This is a genomic window from Lentzea sp. NPDC042327 (assembly GCF_040647275.1).
Taxonomy (GTDB): domain Bacteria; phylum Actinomycetota; class Actinomycetes; order Mycobacteriales; family Pseudonocardiaceae; genus Lentzea.
Window position 1 is genome coordinate 43,310 of sequence record NZ_JBEZBX010000015.1, and the last position, 15,950, is coordinate 59,259.

Genomic DNA, 15,950 nt, shown 5'->3' on the forward strand with positions numbered 1-15,950 from the left:
TGCGACGACCCCGGCCAGGGCGAATCGGCATCAACCCGGAGGGGATGACCCATGACGTATGCGGGCTCGAACACTCGCACCGAGCCGCCCGCGGCCGTTGACGGCCAGGCCGGTGCGGGCACGTCCGGCGGCTGGATCGCGGACGAGGCGCTCATGCTGAGGGCGGCGCGGCGGAACGTGGCCGCGGTCGCGTCGCTGACCTCGCGGCGGCCCGGTGTGACCCTGGTCGACGCCTACCGGGTGCAGGCGGCTGGAATCGGGTTGCTGATCGCGGACGGCGCCCGCCGGGTCGGGCACAAGGTCGGGCTGACCTCGGCGGCGATGCAGGCCCAGATGGGTGTGGGCGAGCCCGACTCCGGTGTGCTGCTCGACCGGATGCTCGTCGCCGACGGCGGCGAGCTGCAGACGGCGCGGTTGCTCGCGCCGCGCGTCGAGGCCGAGATCGCGTTCCGGCTCGGCGAGGACCTGCCCGGTGGCGAGATCACCGCGGCGGACGCGCGCCAGGCCGTCGCGCGGGTGCTGCTGGCGCTGGAGGTGATCGACACCCGGTATGGCAGCTGGCAGATCGGGCTGGTCGACAGCGTCGCGGACAACGCCTCGTGCGGGCACATGGTCCTCGGCGGCGAGGTCGAACTCGGTGTGCTCGACCCGGCGACCGAGCAGGTCGTGCTGGAGGTCGACGGCGAGATCGCCGCGTCGGGGGAGGGCCGGGCGGTCCTCGGTGACCCGTTCGAGGCACTGGTGTGGCTGTCGCGGCGGCTCGACGAAGTCGGCGGCCGCCTGCGCGCGGGGGATGTGGTGTTGGCCGGCGCGGTCCACGCGAGCTTGCCGCTGGGCCCCGGCACACAGGTCCGCGCGACCTCGATGCACCTGCCCGTCGTGCACCTGAACGTGCGATGAGCGCCCACGACCTCCCCGCCGGGCGCAGGCAACGCGACCCGCGCCACGACAACGTCGACGAGAAAGCGGACAGCATGGACAACCACAGACCGGCACGGGTCGCGGTGCTGGGCGCAGGCCTGATCGGCCTGGACCTGGTCGACAAGATCAACCGATCCGATGCCCTCACGTGCGTACTGGTAGTGGGCCACCGGCGCGAGTCGCTCGGGCTGCGGCGCGCCGTGGCGATGGGCTGCGCGGTCACCGATGGTGGGATCGAGGCGCTGCTGCACACCGGCGCCGACATCGACGTGGTGTTCGACGCCTCCAACGCCGACGCCCACGAACACCACTGGACGCGGCTGGAGCCCACCGGCGCGACGATGATCGACCTCACGCCGGCGCGGCTCGGCGAGATGATCGTGCCGTCGGTCAACGGCGAACACGCCCTCACCACGCGGCATCTGAGCCTGGTCAGCTGCGGCGGGCAGGCCGCCATTCCGGTCGTGTACGCCCTCGCCGCGCACACCTCGCTGGCCTACGTGGAGATCGTCTGCACCGCCGCCTCGGCGACGGCCGGTCCGGCGACCCGGCTCAACCTCGACGACTACGTGGCCACGACCGCCGACGCGGTACGCCGGTTTTGCGCGGCGGGCGAGGTCAAGGTCATGGTCAACCTGTCCCCGGCCACGCCCGCGCCGCCGTTCCGGGTCACCGTGACGGCCCTGACCCGCGACGCGAACCCCGAGACGATCACCGCCGCCGTCGCGGGCGCCGCCCGCCGGGTGCAGGCCTTCGCGCCGGGCTACCAGATCTCCTCATGCACCGTGACCGACGACCGGATCACCGTCACGGTGCAGGTCGAGGCCAGGGGAACTCGGCTGCCCCGCCACGCGGGCAACCTCGACATCATCACCGCGGCTGCCGTCGTGCTCGGCGAACAGCAGGCCGCTGCACACGCAGGAGGGCACCGCTGATGCTCACCATCACCGCACCCACCGCCACCGCCTCGGCCGCGTCTCTTCCCGCTGCCGCACCGCATGCGGCACCGCGGGTGCTGCTGCACGACGCGACATTGCGCGACGGCCACCACGCCGCGCGCCACCAGCTCAACCACGACCAGCTGCGCGGGTACGCCGCCGCGGCCGAGCAGGCGGGCATCGCCGTGCTCGAAGTCGGGCACGGCAACGGACTGGGCGCGTCCTCGCTGCAGATCGGCCGAGCGCTGCTGTCGGACGCCGAGATGCTCGACACCGTCCGCGCCGAACTCACCCACACCCGGATGGGCGTGTTCCTCGCACCGGGCTGGGGCACCGGCGACGACCTGCGGGCAGCGGTCGCGCTCGGCGCACGGGTCGTGCGGATCGCGGCCCACTGCACCGAGGCCGACGCCACCCAGCGCCACCTCGGCATCGCCGCCGAGCTCGGTGCCGAACCGCACGGCGTGCTGCTGATGAGCCACATGGCCGACCCGCACAAGCTCGCCGAGCAGTGCGCGCTGCTGGCCAGGTACGGGGCCCGCGCGGTGGGGTTCTACGACTCCGCCGGCCACTTCCTGCCCGACGACGTCGCCACGAGGGTGTCGGCGATCCGCCAGGCCGTCGGCGACGACGTCGACGTCATCTTCCACGGCCACAACAACCTCGGGATGTCGGTGGCCAACTCGCTGGCCGCCGTCGCCGCCGGCGCGACGATCATCGACGCCACCGCGCGCGGCTTCGGCGCCGGCGCGGGCAACACCCCGATCGAGGTCCTGGCCGCCGTGCTGCACCGCATGGGCCACGACACCGGCCTCGACCAGCGTGCCGTGCTGCAGGCCGCGGACCTGGCCGGCCGGACGCTGATGGACGCCCCGCCCACCATCGACACCATCAGCCTGGCCAGCGGCCTGGCCGGGGTCTTCTCCGGGTTCAAGCTCCCCGTCCTGGCGGCCGCCGAGACGCACGGCGTCGACCCGGTCGACGTGCTGTTCGAACTCGGCGCCCGCGGGGCCGTCGCAGGTCAGGAAGACCTCATCGCCGACGTCGTCACCACCCTGCGCGGCGCCCGCCCCGGCACCCCGTAGGCCTCGTCCGGCGCCACCAACCCACCGAACGACACTCGCCAGGCGTACACGCACACTACAGGCACCCCGGCGACGTATGTCGCATGTGGACGCACGGCGGTGTGCGGATTACCGGCAGCACAACCGCTTTCGTCGTCATGCTGTGACCGATCGCGGCCGCGACACCATCATCGCCCGCACGGGCACAGCTCGTCCGTCCCTTCGTGCTCAAGGAGAGCAGCCGTGAACACCGACCTGACCAACATCCTGCGCGACGACATCCACGTGGCCCCGGACCACCTCGCCCCGGACACCTCCTTGCAGGACGCCGGCATCGACTCGCTGGCCGTCGTGGAGTTGTCGGTGCAACTCTCCGACACCCTCGGCATCACCGTCTCCGAGAACGACATCGCCCGTGCGGCCACGCTCGGCGACATCGACACCCTGGTCACCACCGAGCTCACGCGGAGCTCGCGATGAGCCTCACTACCGAACCGCGCACGCCCACCGCCACCGCCCGGCCCGGACGGGTCTGGATCATCACGCCCGCGCCCCGGCACGAACGCTTCGCCGCCGCGCTCAACAGCGACGCCCACGTTGCCCTGGCCGACATCGAGGACTCCGTCGCGGCCGCCGACAAGCAGCTCGCCCGCGACACCGCCTCGCGCTTCGTCGACCACGACACCAACCGCACCTCAGGAGGGGCCGAACCGCTGCGCGGCGTGCGGATCAACGCCGTCACCACCCGCGACGGGCTGGCCGACCTGCTCGCGCTGGCGGGCTGGCAGCGGCGCGCAGACGTGGTGCTGATCCCCAAGGTCGAGGCCGCGCGCGACATCGAGATCGCCGCCGCCGTGCTGGACACCGACACCCACACCCCGCACCTGTGGGCGCTGATCGAGACCCCACGGGCCTTGGCCGACCTGCCCGCCATCGTCGCCGCGCCCTGGCTGGGCGGCGTCGTGTTCGGCTCGGCCGACTACGCCGCGACCCTCGGGTGCGGCCTGGACTGGAACTCGCTGCTGCACGCCCGCACCACCGTGGTCACCGTCGCGGCCGCGGCTGGCAAGCCCGCGGTCGACGCGCCGTACTTTGATCTCGACGACCTCGACGGCTTGCGCCGCGAGGCCGAGAACGCCAAACGGCTGGGGTTCCTCGGCAAGGGCGCCGTGCACCCCCGCCAGGCCGAGGTCCTGCGCGAGGTGTTCGCACCCAGCCAAGCCGAGATCGACCACGCCCGTGCCGTTGTCGCCGCCGAGACCGCCAGCGGCGGCGGCATCACCCGCGTCGACGGGCAGATGATCGGCACGCCGTTCTTCTCCGCCGCCCACCGCCTGCTCGCGGAGGTCGACGGCCGATGACCACAGCCCCCACCCCAGCACCGCACACCGCGGCCGGCGACATCGCCCAGCCCACGGGCTACCGCAGGATCGGCCCCGGCCGGTTCCGGGAGAACGTGGGGCTCGGCTACGACGAGCTCACCGTCGGCCTGGTGATCGAGCACCGCCCCGGCCGGACCGTCACCGACACCGACAACCTGCTCGGCACCATGCTCACCGGCAACGTCGCGCCCATCCACACCGACGCCCACTACGCCGCGCAGACCCGGCACGGCCGCATCGTGGTCTGCGCCAGCGTCACCCTCGGCCTCGTCGCCGGCATGACCGTGCGCAGCACCAGCGGCCTGACCACCGCGAACCTCGGCCTCGACAACGCGCGGTTCCCGCACCCGGTCTACGTCGGCGACACCCTGCACGCCGAAAGCGAAGTCCTCACCCGCCGGCACTCGGCCAGCCGCCCCGGCGAGGGCCTCCTCACCTGCGCCGTCCGCGCGCTGAACCAGCACGACGAGCTCGTCCTGCAGTTCGAGCGCACGTTCCTGGTCCCGCTCGACCCCACCGCCGTCCGCAACGTCCACAACTACTAGCCGGAGAACCCGTGACCGACCTGACCTTCGTCTCCAGCGTCGACCGCCCGGACCTGCGCGAGCAGTTCGCCGACGTCGCCGCCCGCAGCTACGGCCACCCCATCTCCGACATCGAGCACCTGGGCGAGCACGCCGACCTGCGGGTCGCCCTGCGCGACGGCACCGTCATCGCGGGCGGTCTCGGCCTGCTGGTCGATCAGTACTTCGGCGGCAACCCGGTGCCCAGCGCGTGCCTGAGCGCCGGCTGTGTCGCCCCCGAGGAACGCGGCGAGCACCTGGCCACGCACATGGTCGCCGAACGCCTCGCCCCGCTGCGTGACCGCGGCGCGGTGATCTCTACGATGTCCACCGCCGTCAACGGCTACGCCCGCGCGCTGGGCTGGCAAGCCCCGGTGCCCGTCTTCGGCTGGTCGGTCACCACCGACGACCTCCGGCGATCCTTCCGCGACCAGAGGCGCACCGGCGTCGAGCACGGCCTCACCGCCCAGTGCCGGGAACTGCAGCGCGATCTCGCCCGCGAACACAACGGCCCCGTCGCGCGACCAGACTGGTGGTGGAACTGGAAGCAGACCAAGAGCGACCTGACGACCTACCGCTTCACCGGCCCCGGCGGCGTCACCTCGGGCGTGCTGACGTTGAGCACCTCGCGCCGGGAACGGCACGGCATGACCCTGACCGTGCACGACTTCTGGTCCGCCGACTGCGACACCGCCTGCGCCATGCTCGGCTTCCTCGGCCGGCACAACGCCCGCGCCACGACGATCGACTTCCGCCGTGGTGCTCTTCCCCCTTTCCCCGACCTGCTGCACCACCTGCACCGCTTCCGGCCGACAGTGCAGGCCTGGCACCCGTGGATGCTGCGAATCCTCGACGTCGAGGGCGCGCTGCGCCTGCGGGGATGGCCCGCCGACCTCGACCTCACCGCCACCATCGACGTCACCGACCACGACACCACCGGCTGCTACCGGCTGCACATCACCGGCGGCCGTGCCGAGGTCGAGGCGACGACCGCCCCCGGCGACGTGCGGTTCACCCCGCAGCAGCTGGCCGCCTGGTACGCGGGCGGCTACCGCACCGCCGCCGCGGCGCGCAGGTCCGGAGTGCACGCGGAGACGAGCGACGCACTTGGCGGGCTCGTGCGCGCCACGACCACGCACGAGCCGTGGCTCCCCGACCACTTCTGAGATCGCCTCCCGGACGAGGTGTTCAAGGATGTCGCGATCGGGCGAGGGCCCTGTCCGGGATAGGAAAGGTCCGGCGCCCCTGGGGGTGCGAGCCGGACCTTGTACCGAGTATCGCACTTCCGGGCCGGCTGTTACGGACGCTGGCCATGCGGGCGCCGATCAGGGTTGTGACTGCTCGGGTTCTGATTTGCCCGTGGTGCCTTCGAACCGCGTGCCGGAGATGTCCAACAGCCCGGCCAGCACCGCAGGACCCGCGCCGAACGCCATCGCGAGCGCGATGAACAAGGTCGGGGGGTCGCTGAAATTCCTGGCTGCGACGAGCAATCCCAGCAGTGCCATCACCGCGCCGATGATGATGGTGACGCGGAGACGGAGGAGCAGCGTCGGCTTGTTGTCGGTCCGCACGCCCTCCCACGCCGCGAACACCGCGCCGCCCTGCAGTGCGAGCGGCACCGCGAAGGCGATGATCACCGGTACGCCGAGGGAAGTGAACGTGCCGCCCAGCAGCACGGTCGACGCCAGGGCCGAACAGGGCACTATCACCGCGGCGGGGATCAGCAGGGACCACGGCAGCGGAGTTTTGTTGCGAGACAAGACACTCACGCGTGAGGGGTCGGCATCTGGGCTGGTCTGCATGGCGCCACATGCTAGAAGCGCTGGTCCACCTGACACGATCGGGCGACCCCGGCACCACGCAGGGTGGTGCGGGCGCGGGAACTTCCCCGGTGACCTGCCCGGCCGGTTGACCACGACGGCCGGGCAGGTCACCGGTAGTCGCGTGACCGAAGATCAACATCATTGATGTCGAGCTTCAGCAGCTTGTCCGCCACGAGGTTCAGCGCGCCGTGGGAGCGCTCGATGACACCGCGGATGATGAGCGCGTTGCTCGTCTTCGCCACGGTGGCGTATCGGTTCCAGGTCCCAGGGTGCACCACGACGTTGACCAGGCCGGTCTCGTCTTCGAGGCTGAGGAAGGTGATGCCGCCGGCGCCGGGCGGGCGTTGCCGGTGGGTGACGGCGCCGCCGATCGAGACCCGAGTGCCGGGAGCGACGGTGTGGATCGCGGCCGCGGTGACGACGTCGCGTTTGTCCAGGTAGGCGCGCATCAGCTCGACGGGGTGCCCGTCGGGAGTAATGTGGGTGGCCCAGAGGTCCGCGGCGATGAGCTCCCACGGGTGCATGCCGGGCAGCGCGGGCGCGGCACTGGTCATGCTGGTGCCGGGCAGCAGGTGCGCACGGTGTCGTGCGGCCGCACCGGCCGACCACAACGCTTCGCGCCGTGACGACCCGAATGCGGTCAGGGCGCCGGCGGTGGCGAGGGCTTCGAGTTGCTCGGTGTTCAGCCCAGCCCGGCGGGCCAGGTCGGCGAGATCGGTGAACGCGCCCTTCTCGGTGCGGGTGCCGACGATGCGCTGGGCGGTGTCGGTCGTGATCGTGCGCACGACACCGAGGCCCAGCCGCACGGCGACGCCGCCCGTGCTCTCGGGATCGGGTTCGAGCGTGGTGTGGGCGAGGCTGAGCGTGACGTCGGCGCGGTGGGTGCGCACGCCGTGGCGTCGGGCGTCGGCGACGAGGGTCTGCGGGGAGTAGAAGCCCATCGGCTGGGCGCGCAGCAGCGCCGCGCAGAACGCGGCCGGGTGGTAGCGCTTGAAGTACGCGGACACGAACACCAGGTGCGCGAACGACAAGGCATGGGAGAGCGGGAATCCGTACGTCGCGAACGCGGCGACTTTGTCGAAGATGGAGTCGGCGAGCGCGCCGGTGATGTCGTTGGCGGCCATGCCGGTGTAGAAGCGTTCCCGCAGCCGCTCCATTCGCGCGGTCGAGCGCTTCGAGCCCATCGCGCGGCGCAGCTCGTCGGCCTCGCCGGGCGTGAAGCCGGCGACGTCGACGGCGATCTGCATGATCTGTTCCTGGAACAGGGGCACGCCGAGGGTGCGGTCGAGCGCGCCGGCGAGCAGTGGATGGTCGTGGCGCCACGCCGCTCCGTTGCGGCGCGCGATGTAGGGGTGGACGCTGCCGCCCTGGATCGGGCCGGGCCTGATCAGCCCGACCTCGACCGCGAGGTCCCAGAAGTTGCGGGGCTTGAGCCGGGGGAGCGTGGACATCTGCGCGCGCGACTCGACTTGGAAGACGCCGACGGTGTCGGCTTCGCACAACATGTCGTAGACGGACTGGTCGGCCAGGTCGAGGTGCGCGATGTCCACGTGCTGGTGCTCGTGCTCGGCGACCAGGTCGACCGCATAGTGGATGGCGGAGAGCATGCCGAGGCCGAGCAGGTCGAACTTGACCAGGCCGGTGGTCGCGCAGTCGTCCTTGTCCCACTGCAGCACTGTGCGGTCATCCATGCGGGCGCGCTCGACCGGGACGACCTCACTGACCGGCCGGTCGCAGATCACCATGCCGCCGGAGTGGATGCCCAGATGCCGGGGGAACCCGTCGATCTCCACGGCGAGTTCGCGCACCAGCTCGGGAATCGGTTCCTGGTCGGTGCGCTGCTGGTCGAGTGGTGTCCAGGCGTCGATCTGCTTGCTCCACGCGTCCTGCTGACCGGCGGAGAACCCGAGTGCGCGGGCCATGTCGCGCACCGCGGACTTGGGCCGGTAGGTGATGACGTTGCAGACCTGGGCGGCGTGGCGGCGGCCGTGCTTGCCGTAGACGTACTGGATCACCTCTTCGCGGCGATCGGACTCGATGTCGACGTCGATGTCGGGCGGGCCGTCGCGGTCCGAGTGCAAAAATCGCTCGAACAGCAAGTCCCATCGGACCGGGTCGACCGCGGTGATGCCGAGCGCGTAGCAGACCGCCGAGTTCGCCGCGCTGCCCCGGCCCTGGCACAGGATGTCGTTGTCCCGGCAGAAGCGCACGATGTCGTGCACGACCAGGAAGTAGCCGGGAAAGCCGAGCTGGGCGATCACGTCCAGCTCGCGGTCGATCTGCGCCCACGCCGCCGGCGAGTCCTGCCGGGTGCCGTAGCGGTCGCGCGCGCCGCGTTCGGTCAGCACCCGCAGCCACGAGTCCTCGCTGTGCCCGTCGGGCACGTCGAACGGCGGCAGCTTCGGTGCGATCACCTGCAGGTCGAACAAGCATTCCTTGCCGAGCACCGCGGCGTTGCCGACCGCGCCGGGGTAGTGGCGGAACCGGTGGGCCATCTCGCGTCCGGACCGGATGAAGGCGGCCGGCGCCGGGGGCAGCCAGCCGGCCATCTCGTCGAGCGACCGGCGGGCGCGCACGGCGGCCATCGCCGCGGCGAGCCGCCCGCGCGACGGCGTGGCGTAGTGCACCGCGCCGGTCGCCACGATCGGCACCCGTGCCTCGCGCGCGAGGTGCACGAGCAGGTCGTTGCGGGCGCTGTCGCCAGGATGGCCGTGGTCGACGAGCTCGACGGCGACGTAGTCGCGGCCGTAGCGGTCGATCAGCCTCAGCAGCTCGTTCATCGCCGCCTGCGGGCTTTCGGTGTCGAGGGCCCGGCGCACCGCGTCCTTGCGGCACCCGCCAGTCAGCACCAGCACGCGGCCGCGCAGCTCGTCAACGAGCTCGTCGAGGTCGTAGACCGGCTTGCCCTTCTCGGCGTCGGCGCGCAGGTGGGCAGAGGAGATCACCCGGCACAACGCGGCATAGCCCGCCGGGTTCCGCGCGACCGTGAGCAGGTGCGTGCCTTCCGGGTCGGCGACGCCGTTCTGGGGCGCCGTCAGTCCGAGGCTGAGCTCGGAGCCGAACGCCGTGCCGAGACCCACTCCGCGGGCGGCCGTGGACAGGCGAACCACGCCGTACATGCCGTCGTGATCGGTGAGCGCGATTCCCGACAACCGTCGCCGCGCGGCCTCGTCGGCGAGTTCTTCCGGGTGGCTTGCGCCGTCCAAGAAGGAGAAGTTCGAGTGGGCGTGGAGTTCGACGAACGGCACCGCCGTGTCATCGACGGCGTCACGGGATCGGCGGGAGGCGACGTCGTCCGCGCCCCGGCCAGGCGGTGACGTGCGGCCGATGCCTGCGGTAGCCGATGCGTGCCGTGCGGCCGACTCATCCTGGCTGGTGTGTGGCGCGTTGAACGACACCTGACCTTCCCCTCTCCAGCATCGGACACCGGTGCTGAGGGGAAGTCAGCTCGAACAAGCGTGCGAAGTGTGCGGCCGAGCAGACCTCAAGTCAATTCGACAGCGATACAACTGTCGCTGCCACGCACCATGTCCCGCCGGGCCGGTGCGCGACCTCGCGTACATCGCCCGCAACACGCCGGCGCGGTCTTCCGGGTCGGAAAGCGCCTGCCGGAAGGGAAATATCCCGACTTCTCCGCTGAGGAGGAACCTCTCTTGGAAGATCTCCTACCAGGGGATCTTTGACCCCTTCGGGGGGAATTGACGAGATCGGCGTTGAGGTCCGAACGTGGCGCGGTCGCACTGCTGTGGGCTGTAGTCGCAGTTCAGAGCTGTGAGGATCAACGTTCCACAGTGCTGTTAGGTCATACCAGTTACAGGGTGCACCCTGACAGTTTCTCGATCACTTGGGTTGTACGGCTAAAGTCACAGGCGATCGGATCGGCCTTGCGCGAACTGATCCTCCTCACCGCCGGCACCCGTCACCCGGATCCGGTGACGGGTGGACCGAGCCCATCGGGCTCGACCGCACCGGGAGGAGGTGGTGCTCGATGCCTGGCCGAGCCGTACAGGGACCTTCCGATGGGGAGTCGCGCGAGAAGTTGGCGAAGGCCTGCGATCGCGCGGCCTGCGTGATGGACGGGCTGACAGTCGTGAGCCCGCTCCTGAACGAGAAGGGCCTGGCGATCGCAATGATCACCAGGCTCCTCGCGTGGGCATTCCGATTCGCTGCTAGCGAGGCACGAGGTCGGTAGGGCCCTGGTCCGGACGGCCGGGAAGTCGCACACGGGTGTTGCATCACCCGCGGCTTCCTGGCCGCTCGGTTGTGTAGATAGCCGAGACTCCACGTCACCGCGACGCTATCGCGATAGCATCGCGCGGCGTCGCCACCGTAGCCGCTGGCAGAGCCGTTATTCAACTTGTAGCGCATAAGTTCACCGGCTGGGTGCAGGTCACTGACCAAGGGAAACGAGTTCGGCGTTCCTGCTGGCACGTAGAACCCCAGGTCATCGCCATGTCGAAGAGCACCCTCACGGAACGCGCGAAAACGGATCGGCTGCGCCACCGGGTGGACGGCGAGGCAGGGCGCGGTGGCCCTTCCCGCACGTCTCGATCAGCACCTGCGGCTGCTGCAGTGCGGCTCGTCCGGAGCAGAGGCGTCGTGATCGTCATGCGATCAACGTTCGTGCCCGGAGTCGTTGTCCCGTAAGCCATTTTCCGTTGCCCACCTCAAAGGTCAACGGAAGGCGCTTGCGGGGCGGCGGTGGTCGGAGTGGGCCGCGCGTGTCGCTCGACCGTGTCAGGGCAGCCGGGGCTTTTAGTATCCGGCGCCATGCAGACCAGTCCAGGTCCCAACCCTGCTTGGGACCGATCGCGTCGCTCGCGCGCGGACCGGCGACGACGGCGCCCTGCCCGGCTGCGAAGACGACGCCAGCCGGTGACGCGGTAACGCGCCGGCCCTCGGGCCGGGCGTTGGCTCTAAGGTCCGCTGCCGAGGTGCTTTTGCGCCTCGCCTCGCGCCGTGCCGGCCGTCGGCTGTGATCATCCGCGGCTGCCAGCGCACCGCGCGCGTGGCATACCACCGTTTCACCGGTCAGGCGGCCGAGGTCTTCAGCACGTTGCTGATCCGGTGCCGGAGTTCGGCGACGTCGGCGCGGTCGGCGTGGCCTGCTGCTTGAGCGTGCAGTTGCCGTAGCCGCTTGTGGGCGCGGGGCATGGCCAGCGGGGCAATCGCGTCGACCGCGCGCAGACCGGCGTCGACGGCGCCCTCGAAGTCGCCGAGGCGGAGTCGGTTGGCGCTCAGGCCGGGCAGGTTCACGGCGGCGGAGCGGCTGTAGGTGGTGCCGAAGGTGGCGACGGCGGCCGCGAGGTGCTCAGCGGCCTCGGCGGCGACGGTGGGAGCGGTCGTCTCCGCGGCGGTGCCGGTGGCGAGCAGGTGCAGGGCGTGGCCGTGCTGAGCGCGGATCTCGGCGGGTCCCAGGTGCGAGGCCCACGGGGGCGCGGCGGCGGGGTCGAGGTCGGTGTAGGTCTGCAACCCCTCGTCCAGGGCGCGCAGCATCGCGTCGCGGTGGCCGAGGCTGGCGTGGCACCACGCGAGGTTCATGGCGACATAGGCGCGGGTGCCGGCGCTGACCGGGTACCGGTGCGTCGTGGCCTGGGCCGCGCCGAGCTGAACGAGGTACAGCGCGTCGCGCGGCCTGTCCAGGTGCAGTGCCTGGTGGGCGGCGTCGAGCAGCAGGGTGACCACGAGGTCGGCGCTGCGCGGATCCTCCACGCCCTCGACGCTGCGCAGCGCGTCCTGCCACAGGGCGCGCGCGGTGCCGTGCTGCTCGACGTCGTAGTGCATCCAGGCGGTGGCGCCGGCCAGGTCGGCGACGGCCAGGCGCAGCGCGTGTGCGTGCGGCCCGGTGGCCGCGCGGGCCTGGGCGAGGTACTGCCGGACGAGGGCGTCGGCGGAGCCGCGGAACCGGGCGCCCCCGAAGCGGAAGGCCATCGCGCGGAAGTTGCGGGTGGCCGACTGCACGGCCAGGACGTCGTCGGGGCCGACACGCCCCGCGGCGGCGACGGCGCGCGGCGCGCTCGGGGCGTCGCCGACGGACAGGCCTGCAACGATCGCGGGCACTGCGGCGAGAAAGCTCCTGCGGTCCATCGACCCCACCTCCGCATCCTGTGCGCCCGCGGGCGCGGGCTCTGCGCCGAACCCGACCAGGTAGGGCGCGATACCCAAGGTAGTCACGACCCGGCCGAGGTCAACGGCGCTGCTCAGCCGACGGCGACCGGTCTCGATCGCCGAGACCTTCGGCTGGGACATCTCCAGGATCTCCGCGAGGTCGTCCTGAGTCAGCCCCCCGTGCGGGTGCTCGAAGCGCCGCACGGCGCTGAACACGTAGCCGAAGTCGTGCTCGATCAGGGCGGCGCGCAGCTCGGGGCGGTGATAGAAGCGCGGGCCGGGCAGCCCGCGGATCGCCCGGACCGTCCGGACGCAGGGGTCGCACAAGGTGTCGTTGTGGTGGGCGCGCAGCCGGGCATCGCACCGTCTGCACTGTGACTGACCCTGCACGGACCCGACCCTCATCAGCCTTCGCGCCACGCGGTCGACGGCGCGTACGGAAGCGTAGCGAGCAATCCCCGCACGTGTGAGTTAGTTCACCTTTCCGGGTGTATTGCCGGTGATCGGCAATGGGTTCCCGCCCAGGGATACGTGTGAATCCGAATCCTTTTCGCGCTTTATTCGGAAGTGCATATCGGCGTGGATGGTGTCGATTGGCCGGCTGGACCACCGTGTCGGGTCATGATCGCCAACGCCGCCGGCACGCCGTGTCCCGGCCGATGTGGCAGTGCGCGCGGTGCCCAGGTCACCGGGCCGAACCGTGTGCACCTCACGCGCGTCGGCGAAGCAGGTCGTCCGGTCCGGAGGCCGCGCGGCGAGCCCGACGGCATCCCTTGCGTGTCACCGGCCCGCACGACGCCGCCCAGGTCGCTGGCGGCTCCCGCCCATCCCACCCGGCCGCGGTGGGCGTCGTCCACCGCGGCCGGCTGCACCCCGGAGGACCCTCTGGTGACCGATTTCCCGGCCGCCGTGCAGCGGCTGGCCAGCCAGCACGACCTGATCCCCGGTGAGCAGCTGAGCGTGGGGGTGACCGCGGCGCTGCTCGGCGGCCCGGACGCGCTCACCCAGGCCGAGGCCGCACTGGCCGCCCAGGTCGCGGCCGGGCTGCTCGTCCCGGCCGCGACCGGTGCGGACGATCCGGCGTTGCCCGGCGCGCCGGCACCCCGGTTCCACCGAGTCCGCCCGGTGCTGCTCGACGCCGGGCACCCGCGCGACGAACCCCAGCAGGAGGCAGTGGACCGGGTGCTGAAGCACCTGCTGCTGCACGCCACCGGCGCGGCGGAGGTCCTGGGGCCGGGCAAGCACAGGCCGTACGGCGACGAGGTCGGCCCGCTGCCGCGGTTCGACGGCGAGACCGCCGCGCTGAGGTGGTTCGCCCTCGAAGGCGACACCGTGCTCGCCGCGCAACGCCGCGCGTGGCAGCTGGGCATGATGGCCCAGGTGGCGCAGGTCGGACCCGCCTGCTGGCCCTGGCTGCGGATCGCGCGGCGCTACGAGGACCAGCTCGCCGCGCAGCGCCTGGCGGCCGAGGCCGCGGACTCGCTCGACCACGTCGCCGCCAGTGCCGCACACTCCCGGGTGGCGTGGTCGCTCAACGCGCTGGACCGGCCCGAGGACGCTCTCGGTGTCCTGGCGCGGGCGCTGGAGGTGGCCGACCGGCACGACGACGACTGGTCCCGCGCCACCGCGCTGGCCACCCGCGGCCGCAGCCACCGCGCCCTGGACCGCGTCGACGAGGCGCTGGCCGACCTCTACACCGCGCTGGACATCGACAAGCAGCGACTGGTCCTCACCCCCAGCGGCACCGAGTCCGTCCCGTACACCGCGATCGGGCTGCGGTGGACGGAGATCGCCGAGACCCACCTCCACCCCCGCGTCGGCGACGGGATCGAGGCGCTGCGCGCCGCCGACCACGCGCTCGCGGCGCTGACCCGCGACCCGCACCGGCGGCGGGAGACGCTGCGCGCGCACCTGGTGCGGGGCCGCGCGCTCACGGCCGCCGGCAGGCCCGGCGACGCGGTCGAGGCGCTGCGCGCCGCCGAGGAGCTGGTCGACCCGGCCACGGACATCTACTACCTGGCCGCGATCACGCACCACCGGGGCGACGCCCTCGCGCTGACGGGCGAGGCCGAACAGGCCGCGGCCGACCACCGGGCCGCGGTGGAGCTGTACCGCGACGCCGGCCGGCACGACCTCGCCGAGCAACTGCAACAAGGCCTGCACTGATCCGCCCCTGCGCACCAGGAGATCTCGATGAACACCGCAGTGCCCGACCGCCCCGGCCCAGTCCGGCTGGACCCCGCTCGCACCGGTCGTCGCCCGGACCGCGCGACCGCACGCCGCGCGATGGCACGCCACGCGTGGGCGGGCGTGGCGCTCGGGACGACGTCCCTGGTCGGCGTCGCCGCTCTGGCGATGCTGTGCTGGAGCGTCGAGGCGGCGGCGGCGCTGCCCGCCCGGCTGCTCGGCGGTGCACCGTGGCCGGTGCCCGGGTCGCTGGCGGCGCTGATGGGGGTGCTGGCCGTGGTGCACCTGCGCGGGCTGAGCGGCGGAAGGTGGGTGTGGTGGTCACGGCTGTCGTGGACGGTGATCGTGACGGCCGCGGCTGTCGAGCTCGTCCTGCGCGGATGGCACCTCCTGGGCGCCCTCGCCGCGGCGGGGATCGCGGTCGCGGCGATCCCCGCCGCCGCTCTGGCCGTCCACCCCAAGCTGCTGGGCCACCACCTCGCGCGGCTGCGCGCCAGGGCGATCGGCTCGTCGCCGCCGCGCGACGCGACCTCCCAGGCAGTGCCGTAGCGCCGTTCCTGCAAGGTCCACCTGCCCACACCGATTCCAGCGAGGAAAAACCGTTGCGCACCAACCCCCGCCGCGTGCTGGCAGCGCTGGCCGAGGACCCGGCCCGGGAGCTGTACGGGCTGGAGATCACCGAGGCCACCGGCGGCTTCGACACCGGCGGCCTGCTGCCCGGGACGACGTACCCCATCCTGATCCGCTTCCGCCGCAAGGGATGGATCACCGGCCGCGCTGTCGCCGGGCCCGATCCGGCCGCACCGCGCCGCTACTACTGGCGCATCACCGCGGACGGGCTGACCAAGGCGTCCCGGGTCCTGCAGGCCGACGCCGCACGCCGCCGGGTGCCGCGCCTGCTGCCGGTCCCCGCCCGCGCGGTCTCGGCCGTGCGGGCCGGCAGGGCGGGAGCGTCGCGGTGAGC

At 72.0% G+C, this 15,950-nt stretch carries 13 protein-coding genes; 10 read left to right on the forward strand and 3 right to left on the reverse strand.

Going from position 1 to position 15,950, the window contains the following annotated elements:
• The first annotated feature begins 51 nt into the window (after nt 1-51).
• From AB0A63_RS31425 to AB0A63_RS31455, 7 genes are all read left to right on the forward strand, one after another.
• Nucleotides 52-900 carry a fumarylacetoacetate hydrolase family protein gene (locus AB0A63_RS31425; RefSeq protein WP_360397551.1) on the forward strand — a complete coding sequence of 283 codons (849 nt, stop codon included), beginning with the start codon at nt 52-54 and terminating at the stop codon, nt 898-900.
• Nucleotides 897-1,856: an acetaldehyde dehydrogenase (acetylating) gene (locus AB0A63_RS31430; RefSeq protein ID WP_360397553.1), complete on the forward strand. Its 960-nt coding sequence runs from the start codon at nt 897-899 to the stop codon at nt 1,854-1,856. Before AB0A63_RS31425 ends, AB0A63_RS31430 begins: the two co-directional genes overlap by 4 nt.
• Nucleotides 1,856-2,944 carry a 4-hydroxy-2-oxovalerate aldolase gene (dmpG, locus tag AB0A63_RS31435; protein WP_360397555.1) on the forward strand — a complete coding sequence of 363 codons (1,089 nt, stop codon included), beginning with the start codon at nt 1,856-1,858 and terminating at the stop codon, nt 2,942-2,944. Before AB0A63_RS31430 ends, dmpG begins: the two co-directional genes overlap by 1 nt.
• 222 nt (nt 2,945-3,166) lie before the next feature.
• Complete coding sequence (locus AB0A63_RS31440) at nt 3,167-3,403, forward strand: acyl carrier protein (RefSeq protein ID WP_360397557.1); 237 nt, start codon at nt 3,167-3,169, stop codon at nt 3,401-3,403.
• Nucleotides 3,400-4,284, forward strand: a complete 885-nt coding sequence (locus tag AB0A63_RS31445; protein ID WP_360397559.1) for a CoA ester lyase — start codon at nt 3,400-3,402, stop codon at nt 4,282-4,284. Before AB0A63_RS31440 ends, AB0A63_RS31445 begins: the two co-directional genes overlap by 4 nt.
• A complete protein-coding gene (locus tag AB0A63_RS31450) occupies nt 4,281-4,850 on the forward strand; it encodes a MaoC family dehydratase (RefSeq protein WP_360397561.1) in 570 nt (189 codons plus the stop codon). Before AB0A63_RS31445 ends, AB0A63_RS31450 begins: the two co-directional genes overlap by 4 nt.
• Nucleotides 4,851-4,861: 11 nt before the next feature.
• A complete protein-coding gene (locus tag AB0A63_RS31455; protein ID WP_360397563.1) occupies nt 4,862-6,034 on the forward strand; it encodes a GNAT family N-acetyltransferase in 1,173 nt (390 codons plus the stop codon).
• Between the two features lie 159 nt (nt 6,035-6,193).
• Here the strand turns inward: AB0A63_RS31455 and AB0A63_RS31460 are convergent, their stop codons facing one another.
• The 3 genes from AB0A63_RS31460 to AB0A63_RS31470 all read right to left on the reverse strand — a co-directional run bounded on the left by AB0A63_RS31460 (nt 6,194) and on the right by AB0A63_RS31470 (nt 13,126).
• Complete coding sequence (locus tag AB0A63_RS31460; protein ID WP_360397565.1) at nt 6,194-6,670, reverse strand: hypothetical protein; 477 nt, start codon at nt 6,668-6,670, stop codon at nt 6,194-6,196.
• A gap of 128 nt (nt 6,671-6,798) precedes the next feature.
• Entirely contained in the window at nt 6,799-9,897 is a 3,099-nt protein-coding gene (locus tag AB0A63_RS31465; protein ID WP_360397567.1) for an error-prone DNA polymerase, read from the reverse strand.
• Nucleotides 9,898-11,722: 1,825 nt separating this feature from the next.
• Nucleotides 11,723-13,126 carry a helix-turn-helix transcriptional regulator gene (locus AB0A63_RS31470; RefSeq protein ID WP_360397569.1) on the reverse strand — a complete coding sequence of 468 codons (1,404 nt, stop codon included), beginning with the start codon at nt 13,124-13,126 and terminating at the stop codon, nt 11,723-11,725.
• Between the two features lie 561 nt (nt 13,127-13,687).
• Between AB0A63_RS31470 and AB0A63_RS31475 the strand changes: the two genes are divergently transcribed.
• From AB0A63_RS31475 to AB0A63_RS31485, 3 genes are read left to right on the forward strand one after another with little or no spacing between them, the layout of a single operon-like run.
• A complete protein-coding gene (locus tag AB0A63_RS31475; RefSeq protein WP_360397571.1) occupies nt 13,688-14,965 on the forward strand; it encodes a tetratricopeptide repeat protein in 1,278 nt (425 codons plus the stop codon).
• Between the two features lie 27 nt (nt 14,966-14,992).
• Nucleotides 14,993-15,535 (forward strand): hypothetical protein, encoded by a 543-nt coding sequence (locus tag AB0A63_RS31480; RefSeq protein ID WP_360397573.1) that lies wholly within the window; start codon nt 14,993-14,995, stop codon nt 15,533-15,535.
• Between the two features lie 53 nt (nt 15,536-15,588).
• On the forward strand, nt 15,589-15,948 hold the full coding sequence (locus AB0A63_RS31485) for a helix-turn-helix transcriptional regulator (protein WP_360397575.1): 360 nt from the start codon (nt 15,589-15,591) through the stop codon (nt 15,946-15,948).
• The last annotated feature ends 2 nt before the right edge of the window (nt 15,949-15,950 follow it).